The following is a 7,222-nucleotide window of genomic DNA, read 5'->3' on the forward strand; positions in this document are numbered from 1 at the left end:
CGACGAGATCCTGCTCGCGAGCCGGCTGGACCTGCGCGACGCCAGCGACGTGTCGACCCTGGGCGCCACCGAAGAAGTGGACCTGGTGGGGCTGGCCGCAGAAGAGTGCGCCCGCACCGGGGCCGATCTGGCGATCGCGCCGGGCGCGTCATCGGTGCTTGTACAAGGTCACGCCAAGCTGCTGCGTCGCGTGCTGCGCAACCTGCTCGAGAACGCGCGGCGTTATGGTCTTTCCTCGGCGGGCGCGGGCGCGGGCGCGGGCGCGGGCTCAGGAGCCGCCGGCGGCGCGGTGGTCAACGGACCTTGGCCCCCCAGCAGGTCGCCGATGGGATCGGACGACTGCGCCAGCGCCGGGGCGGCCGTCAGCAGGACGGCGAGCGGCGCCATCAGGGCCAGGCGGCGGCGAGGCGGGGCGGTCCATCCCATGGGGCGAGGCTCCTTGGTCTTCCTGCGTCCAGTCAGGTCGCGGCGATGGCGTCGGCCACGGCGAGCAGGCGACGGGCCTGTTCCAGGTGCAGCCGCTCGACCATGCGCCCCTCCACACGAAGGACGCCCCTAGCGGTGTTTTCTGGCGAATCAAAGGCCTCCACCACCCGCCGGGCCCAGGCGACCGCCCCGGGATCGGGGGAAAAGGCCTGGTTGGCGGCCTCGATCTGGCTGGGATGGATCAGCGTCTTGCCGTCGAATCCGAAGGCTTCCCCCTGGGCGCACTGGCGCGCCAGCCCCTGGGCGTCGTCGATGCCGTTGAAGACCCCGTCCAGGATCACAAGTCCGTGCGCGCGGGCCGCAGCCACCATCAGCGACAGGGGCGCCAGCAGGGGCGCGCGCTCGGCGTCGTGGCGGCAGCCCATCTCCTTGGCCAGGTCATTGGTCCCGGCGACCAGGGTGGTGAGCCCATGGGCCTGCGCCGCGGCGCCCAGGGCGTCGAGGCGGAACAGCACCTGGCAGGTCTCGACCATGGCCCAGAGCGCCACGCCCTCCGGCAGGGCTTTGGAATAGGGCGCGAGATCATCGGGACCATCGATCTTGGGGACCAGGATGGCGTTGGGGCGCGCCCGGGCCGCGGCCTCCAGATCGGCCTGGCCCCACTCGGTGCTCAGGCCATTGATCCGGATCACCACCTCCCGGGGGTCAAACCCGCCCTCGGACACCGCAGCACAGGCCGCCCGCCTCGCCTCGACCTTGGCCTCGGGCGCCACGGCGTCCTCCAGATCGAGAATGACCACGTCACACGGCAGGTCGCGCGCCTTGGCCAGGGCCCGGGGATTGGCGGCCGGCATATAGAGGGCGCTGCGGCGGGGGCGGCCGGGCGGCGGGGCGGCGTCGGCGGAAGGCGGTCTCATGGGTGCGGGACTCCCTTGGCGCAGGCCTCGTCTTAGCGTCTAGGATAGGGCCATGACCATCCGATACGACGCCGAGGCCAAGAACGTTCTGGGGGGCGAGCTCGCCCGCTGCTCCATGGACCCCGTGACCGGTTTTTTCCGCAATGGCTGCTGCGAGACCGGCCCCCATGACCTGGGTCTGCATACGGTCTGTGCGGTGATGACCGCCGAGTTCCTGGCCTTCTCCCGGTCCCGGGGCAACGACCTGTCGACCCCCGTTCCGGAGAGCGGCTTTCCCGGCCTGCGGCCTGGCGACCGCTGGTGCCTGTGCGCGCCCCGCTGGAAAGAAGCGCTGGACGCCGGCTGCGCCCCCAAGCTTGTCCTGGAGGCCACCCACGAGGAGACCCTGGCCATCGTGCCGCTGGGCGTGCTGAAGGACTACGCCGTCGCCTGAGGCCGCCCCTGTCCGGACCTCAGATCAGGGGCCTCAGATCAGGGGGTAGTCCCGCTCCAGATGATAGGCCGGCCCGCTCGATCCCTTGCGGCTCGAATAGAGGCCGAAACTCGCCATCGAAAAGGGTGGGGATTTCATCAGATTGTGGGTCTGTATCCAGGCCGCCACCGCCTGCGGCTCCGGCTGTGACAGATAGGCCAGCGTCACGTGGGGCCGGTAGTTGCGGCGATCGGGCGCGAGCCCCGCCCGGCGCGCGGCGGCCTCGCAGCGGCCGGCCAGCTGGCGAAGCTCGGCATTCTCGGCCACCCCGGCCCAGACTGCATGGATGTCCCGGCCCTCGCCGAAGGCGCCCACCCCTTCCAGCGCGATCTGCAGCGGGCGGCCGGTGACGCAGCCCAGCTCGGCGTCCAGGTCGTCCGCCTGGTTCTCCGGGATTTCGCCGAAGAAGCGTAGGGTGATGTGCAGGGCTTCCAGGGGCCGCCAGCGGGCGCCCTCTAGGTCCCGCTGCCGGGCGCTGAGCGCCAGGGCGACATCCTCAGGGACAGCCAGAGCGGCGAAGAGACGAAGCATGGGGGGGTTCTAGACCAGGGGGGCGGGGGCTTCCAAGCCGTCCGGGCCGGAACGGCCGGCGCAAAGCTGGAGTGGAACCAGCGATATCCCTTGCCCGCTTACCGGTTATCCTTGTCAGGAGCCCCCGGGGTCCCGATATTAGGCAGGCGTCCGATATTGGACGCGCACAAGAAAGGGCTTTGCCTCGATGAGCGACTTCAACCGCGCCCACGCGCGCACGATCCCCGCGGATCGCGCCGACATGTCGGTGGACGCGGGTCTTCGCGCTTTCATGCTTGGCGTCTACAACAAGGTGGCGCTTGGCCTCGTCCTGTCGGCCGCTCTGGCCTTCGTGACCGGCCAATACCCGCCTGTCCGCGACCTGATGTACACGGTCACGGCTGATGGACGCCTGGCCGGAATGACCGTCCTTGGGATGATTGTGGCGTTTGCGCCGCTGGCCGTGATGCTGTTCGGGGCCTTCGCCCTGAAGAACGCCTCGCCGAAGACCTCCGGGATGCTCTACTGGACCATCGTCGCCCTGATCGGCGCCGGCATGGGCGTGCTGACCCTGGTCTATACCGGCGGGTCTATCGCCTCGACCTTCCTGATTACGGCCACCGCCTTTGGCGGCCTGTCCCTGTTCGGCTACACCACCAAGAAGGACCTCACGGCCTTCGGCAGCTTCCTGATCGTCGGCCTGTTCGGCCTGATCATCGCCATGGTGGTCAATATGTTCATCCAGAACTCGATGATGAACTTCATCATCAGCGTTCTTGGCGTGCTGATCTTCGCGGGCCTCATCGCCTTCGACACCCAGCGCCTGAAGATGACCTATTACCAGCTGGGCGGCGACGAAGCGGCCATGGGCGTTGCGACCAACTATGGGGCGCTGAGCCTCTACATCAACTTCATCAACCTGTTCCAATTCCTGCTGGCCATCTTCGGCGACCGCCGCTAGGCGCCCGGCACTTCCAGGAACAACCAAGCCCCGGCGCTCACCCGCCGGGGCTTTTTCGTGGGCGACGCGCCGCCGGGATCAGGCGGCCTTCTTGGACTTTTTCTTCTTCTTGCCTTCGCCTTTTAGGCCTTTGTCCTTGGCAGGCTTGTCCTTCTTGGGCTTAGCGGCCTTTTCGGCCTTGGGGGCGGCCTCGCCTGCCTGGGCCTCGGCGCCAGTCTCGCCCGCCGCCACCATCTGGCGCAGCTGGGCCAGGAAGGTCTCGCGCTTGCCGCCGCTGACCAGCCGCATCAGCCGCTCATCGGCCTGGGCCATCTTGGGCCGCGCCTCAGCCAGGACGGCCACGCCGGCCTCGGTCAGCCGCACCGCATTGGCCCGCGCATCGGCCTGGGAGCGCTCCCGGGCCAGCAGACCCTTGGCGATCATCCGGGCGGCCATGTCAGCCAGGGTGGAGCGGTCAATGCCGGTGGCGCGCACCAGATCGGTCTGGGTCAGCCCTTCCTGGGCCTCCACCGCCGAAAGCACCGCATATTGTCTCTGGGTCAGGTCGCTGTCGCCGAAGGTCTCGGCATAGATGTCGAGGGAGACCTGCAGGGCCCGGTGCAACAGATGGCTAGGGGAGCCGTCGAGGGCCGGCACGCCTGAGCCGCCGGCGCCGAGATCATCTGGATTCTTGTTCTTCGCCATCGGCCCGCTCTCCCCGCGTCAAACCCGACCGCCGGAAAGGATATAGGCCTTGTGCGTCGCTTTGACGACGGAAGGTCCGTGGGCGGCGCAAAGCCGCACCCGCGTGCTCAGCCTGGGGTCGGCGGCGGGGGCGGCTCGTCGGTCTTGGCGTACTTCATCATCAGCGGCACCTGGGTGAAGGAGAATACCAAGGTCAGGATCAGGATGCCCGGCATGCGGAACAGCACCCAGACCTCGTCGCTCTGGGTGCGCCAGATCACCTCGTTCAGCCCCGCCAGGAAGGCGAAGAACAGGCCGTAGCTCAAGGTCAGCCTCCGCCAGGCCACCTCAGGCAGCTGGATGCTGGAGCCCATCAGCAGTTTCAGGGGGCTCTTGCCGAAGGCCATCCCGCCCAGCAGGCCTGCGGCGAACAGCAGGTTCATGATGGTCGGCTTGATCTTCACGAAGACCGGATCATCGAACGCCACGGTGAGCGCGCCAAAAAACAGCGCCGCCCCCCCGGAAATGGCCGGCAGGGGCGCAATGCGACGCTCGAAGACCAGGCCGATGAGCAGGGCGACGGCCGACCCGCCGATCAGCCACTTGGTGGCCTCCACCAGGTCGCGGCCCGACAGGAAGAAGCCGATCAGGAAGGTGATCAGACCGCCGTAATCGACGATGAAGCGAACCGTGCGGCGGGTCTGCGGCGAAAGCCTCATGGGGTGTCCAGTCCGACCAGGGACCTCGCAAAGGCCCGGGGCTCAAAGGGTTGCAGATCATCGACCCCTTCGCCAACCCCGATCAGCTTGATCGGCGAGTCGGACGCCTGGGCCACCGGCACCAGCACCCCGCCACGGGCGGTGCCGTCCAGCTTGGTCATGACGATGCCCGACACCCCGATCTGGTTGCCGAAGATATTCTCCTGGTTCAGCGCATTGCGCCCCACCGTGGCGTCCAGCACCAGCAGGGTCTCGTGCGGGACCTCCGGATCGATCTTCTTGAGCACCCGGTTGATCTTCAGGAGCTCGTCCATCAGGCCCTGCTTGTTCTGCAGCCGGCCGGCGGTGTCGATCAGCAGGACGTCGTAATTCTCGGCCCGCGCCCGCTCCAGGGCGTCATAGGCCAGGCCCGCGGCGTCCGAGCCTGTGGGCCTGGACATGAAGTCGGCGCCGGCGCGCTCCGCCCACACGGCCAGCTGCTCGACGGCGGCGGCGCGGAAGGTGTCGCCGGCGACCACCAGCACCTTGGCCCCCTGGCGGGTCAGGTCGGTGGCGATCTTGCCCAGCGTCGTGGTCTTGCCCGAGCCGTTGACCCCGATGAACATCACCACATAGGGCTTGGGGCCGCCCAACGGATCGAAGGTCCCGCGGCGGGATGACAGCTCCTCGCCGATGGCCTGCGCTAGGGCTTCCTTGATCTCGGTCTCGTCGGCGGTCTTGCCAAAGCGCGTCTCGGCGAAGCGGGCGGTGATCCGGGCGGCCGAGTGAGGCCCGAGATCGGCCTCGATCAGCATTTCCTCCAGCTCGTCCAGCTTGGCCTGGTCCAGGGGCTGCTTGACGAAGCTCGCCACCACCGTCTCGGACATCTGCCGCGACGAGCGCGACAGGCCGGTGGTCAGCCGCTGCAGCCAGCCCTTTTTTTCCTGCGTCATGGGCCGCTTCTAGCCGCCGCCGCCGCCGCCGTCACCTGCCCTCGCAGGATCGGGCAGGGCGGGCTAGCATCGCTTCGAACCGGAGGGACCGACACATGGAGGACGGCCTGGGGGCGGCCCTTGTCTGGCTGGACTATGCCGCCGTGTTCGTCTTCGGCGCCTCGGGCGCCCTGGCCGCGGCCCGGCGCAAGCACGACATCGTCACCTTCACCTTCTTCGCTGCTGTCACCGGGGTCGGCGGCGGCACATTGCGAGACCTGCTGATCGATGCGCCGGTCTTCTGGGTGGTCCGTCCGGAATATCTGATCGCGCCCCTGGCCGCAGCCATCGCCGTCTGGCTGTTCGGAGCCGGCAAGGCGCGACTGTTCATTCTCACCTGGCTCGATGCGCTGGGCCTCTGCGCCTACGCCGTGGTGGGCGCGGCCAAGGCGCTGGCCTTCGGGGCTCCGGCGGGCGCGGCAGTGGTCATGGGAGTGCTGACCGCCACCTTCGGCGGGGCGCTGCGCGACGTGCTGGCCGAGGAGCCGTCCGTGCTGCTCAAGCGGGAAATCTACGTCACCGCCGCCCTGGTGGGGGCCTGCGTCTTCGTGGTGCTGAATGTGATGGGCGTCCCGCAGATGCCCTCAGCCCTGGCCGGCTTCGGGGCCGGCCTGGCCATCCGCGCCGGCGCCATCGTCTTCCGCTGGTCCCTGCCCGGCTTCCCGGGCCGCGCGACGCCGGACGCGGACTAGGCTCCCGTCTTACGCGCCGCAGGCGCTTTCAAGAGGGGACACGAAGGACCGCTCTTCTTTGGGGCGCTGCGCGCCTACTCGGCCGCCATCAAGGTGGAAAGGACCGCCAGGGCCTTGCCGCCGGCGTGGCCGGTGATGCGCAAGGGGGTGATCTGGCCGACCACCGCCTCGCCCTCGTAATGGATCTCGGTGAAGTCCGGCGCGCGGGCCACGCCTGGCCGTTCGATCAGGGCGTCGACCGTACGGCCCACCTGGCGGTCCAGGTGGCGGGAGAGCGCGGCCTCGCCCGCCGCGCGCAGGGCTGCGGCGCGGGCCTTGATCTCCGCCTTCGGCAACTGAGGCATCCGGGCGGCCGGCGTGCCGGGCCTGGGGCTGAACGGGAAGACGTGCAGGTACGAAAGCCCCGCCTCCTCCACCAGCTTCAGGGTGTTGGCGAACATGGCCTCGGTTTCGGTGGGGAAGCCCGCGATCAGGTCAGCGCCGAAGGCCACGTCGGGGCGCACGGCGCGGACCTTGGCCACCAGGGCTAGGGCGTCGGCCCGGCTGTGGCGGCGCTTCATGCGCTTGAGGATCATGTCGTCGCCCGCCTGCAGGGACAGGTGCAGATAGGGCGCCAGCCGCGGTTCGGCCGCAAACAGGGTCAGCAGATCATCATCGATCTCGGCCGCATCGATGGAGGACAGGCGCAGGCGGGGCAGCTCCGGAACAAGCTTCAGGATTCGCCCGGCCAGCTGGCCCAGGCTGGGCTGGCCCGGCAGGTCGGCGCCCCAGCTGGTGACGTCCACCCCGGTCAGCACCACCTCGGCATAGCCTTCGGCCGCCAGGCGACGGACCTGTTCCACCACCTCGCCGGCCGGCGCCGAGCGGGAATTGCCGCGGCCGAACGGGATG

Annotated in this window: 10 protein-coding genes; 3 read left to right on the forward strand and 7 right to left on the reverse strand. The window is 69.0% G+C overall.

All coding sequences use genetic code 11. The annotated features are described in order from the left end of the window. Window positions 1–222: 222 nt before the first annotated feature. Together Q8N19_RS07925 and Q8N19_RS07930 are read right to left on the reverse strand one after the other, a co-directional pair. Window positions 223–426: a hypothetical protein gene (locus Q8N19_RS07925; protein WP_305589481.1), complete on the reverse strand. Its 204-nt coding sequence runs from the start codon at window positions 424–426 to the stop codon at window positions 223–225. A 32-nt stretch (window positions 427–458) separates the two neighbouring features. After that, on the reverse strand, window positions 459–1,343 hold the full coding sequence (locus Q8N19_RS07930) for a CoA ester lyase (RefSeq protein WP_305589483.1): 885 nt from the start codon (window positions 1,341–1,343) through the stop codon (window positions 459–461). A 52-nt stretch (window positions 1,344–1,395) separates the two neighbouring features. Here Q8N19_RS07930 and Q8N19_RS07935 point away from each other — a divergent pair, with 52 nt between their 5' ends. After that, on the forward strand, window positions 1,396–1,776 hold the full coding sequence (locus tag Q8N19_RS07935; RefSeq protein WP_305589485.1) for a DUF2237 family protein: 381 nt from the start codon (window positions 1,396–1,398) through the stop codon (window positions 1,774–1,776). 33 nt (window positions 1,777–1,809) lie between these two features. Here Q8N19_RS07935 and thpR read toward each other — a convergent pair whose 3' ends face one another. Then, the gene (gene thpR / locus Q8N19_RS07940; RefSeq protein ID WP_305589486.1) at window positions 1,810–2,346 is read right to left on the reverse strand and encodes an RNA 2',3'-cyclic phosphodiesterase; all 537 of its coding nucleotides are present in this window, start codon (window positions 2,344–2,346) and stop codon (window positions 1,810–1,812) included. 187 nt (window positions 2,347–2,533) lie between these two features. On the opposite strand from thpR, the gene Q8N19_RS07945 reads away from it, so the two are divergent. Next, complete coding sequence (locus Q8N19_RS07945; RefSeq protein ID WP_305589488.1) at window positions 2,534–3,286, forward strand: Bax inhibitor-1/YccA family protein; 753 nt, start codon at window positions 2,534–2,536, stop codon at window positions 3,284–3,286. Window positions 3,287–3,364: 78 nt separating this feature from the next. Here the strand turns inward: Q8N19_RS07945 and Q8N19_RS07950 are convergent, their stop codons facing one another. The 3 genes from Q8N19_RS07950 to ftsY form a co-directional block, all read right to left on the reverse strand. After that, window positions 3,365–3,970, reverse strand: coding sequence for a MarR family winged helix-turn-helix transcriptional regulator (locus Q8N19_RS07950; RefSeq protein WP_305589490.1), 606 nt, complete (start codon window positions 3,968–3,970; stop codon window positions 3,365–3,367). 107 nt (window positions 3,971–4,077) lie between these two features. Next, window positions 4,078–4,668 (reverse strand): inner membrane-spanning protein YciB, encoded by a 591-nt coding sequence (locus tag Q8N19_RS07955; RefSeq protein ID WP_305589492.1) that lies wholly within the window; start codon window positions 4,666–4,668, stop codon window positions 4,078–4,080. Further along, a complete protein-coding gene (gene ftsY, locus Q8N19_RS07960) occupies window positions 4,665–5,600 on the reverse strand; it encodes a signal recognition particle-docking protein FtsY (protein ID WP_305589494.1) in 936 nt (311 codons plus the stop codon). The genes Q8N19_RS07955 and ftsY overlap by 4 nt, the downstream gene beginning before the upstream one ends. Window positions 5,601–5,695: 95 nt before the next feature. On the opposite strand from ftsY, the gene Q8N19_RS07965 reads away from it, so the two are divergent. Next, entirely contained in the window at window positions 5,696–6,331 is a 636-nt protein-coding gene (locus tag Q8N19_RS07965) for a trimeric intracellular cation channel family protein (RefSeq protein ID WP_305589496.1), read from the forward strand. Between the two features lie 74 nt (window positions 6,332–6,405). Here Q8N19_RS07965 and Q8N19_RS07970 read toward each other — a convergent pair. Further along, window positions 6,406–7,222 (reverse strand): radical SAM protein (locus tag Q8N19_RS07970; protein WP_305589498.1); only part of this gene is annotated, 817 nt, incomplete at its 5' end.

It is taken from the genome of Phenylobacterium sp., from assembly GCF_030693405.1.
In the GTDB taxonomy this organism is placed as follows: domain Bacteria; phylum Pseudomonadota; class Alphaproteobacteria; order Caulobacterales; family Caulobacteraceae; genus Phenylobacterium.

Coding starts and splice junctions, on each gene's coding strand:
- Q8N19_RS07935 (WP_305589485.1), top strand. CDS start 1,396: ATGACCATCCGATACGACGCCGAGGCCAAGAACGTTCTGGGGGGCGAG.
- thpR (WP_305589486.1), bottom strand. CDS start 2,346: ATGCTTCGTCTCTTCGCCGCTCTGGCTGTCCCTGAGGATGTCGCCCTG.
- Q8N19_RS07925 (WP_305589481.1), bottom strand. CDS start 426: ATGGGATGGACCGCCCCGCCTCGCCGCCGCCTGGCCCTGATGGCGCCG.
- Q8N19_RS07945 (WP_305589488.1), top strand. CDS start 2,534: ATGAGCGACTTCAACCGCGCCCACGCGCGCACGATCCCCGCGGATCGC.
- Q8N19_RS07965 (WP_305589496.1), top strand. CDS start 5,696: ATGGAGGACGGCCTGGGGGCGGCCCTTGTCTGGCTGGACTATGCCGCC.
- Q8N19_RS07950 (WP_305589490.1), bottom strand. CDS start 3,970: ATGGCGAAGAACAAGAATCCAGATGATCTCGGCGCCGGCGGCTCAGGC.
- Q8N19_RS07955 (WP_305589492.1), bottom strand. CDS start 4,668: ATGAGGCTTTCGCCGCAGACCCGCCGCACGGTTCGCTTCATCGTCGAT.
- ftsY (WP_305589494.1), bottom strand. CDS start 5,600: ATGACGCAGGAAAAAAAGGGCTGGCTGCAGCGGCTGACCACCGGCCTG.
- Q8N19_RS07930 (WP_305589483.1), bottom strand. CDS start 1,343: ATGAGACCGCCTTCCGCCGACGCCGCCCCGCCGCCCGGCCGCCCCCGC.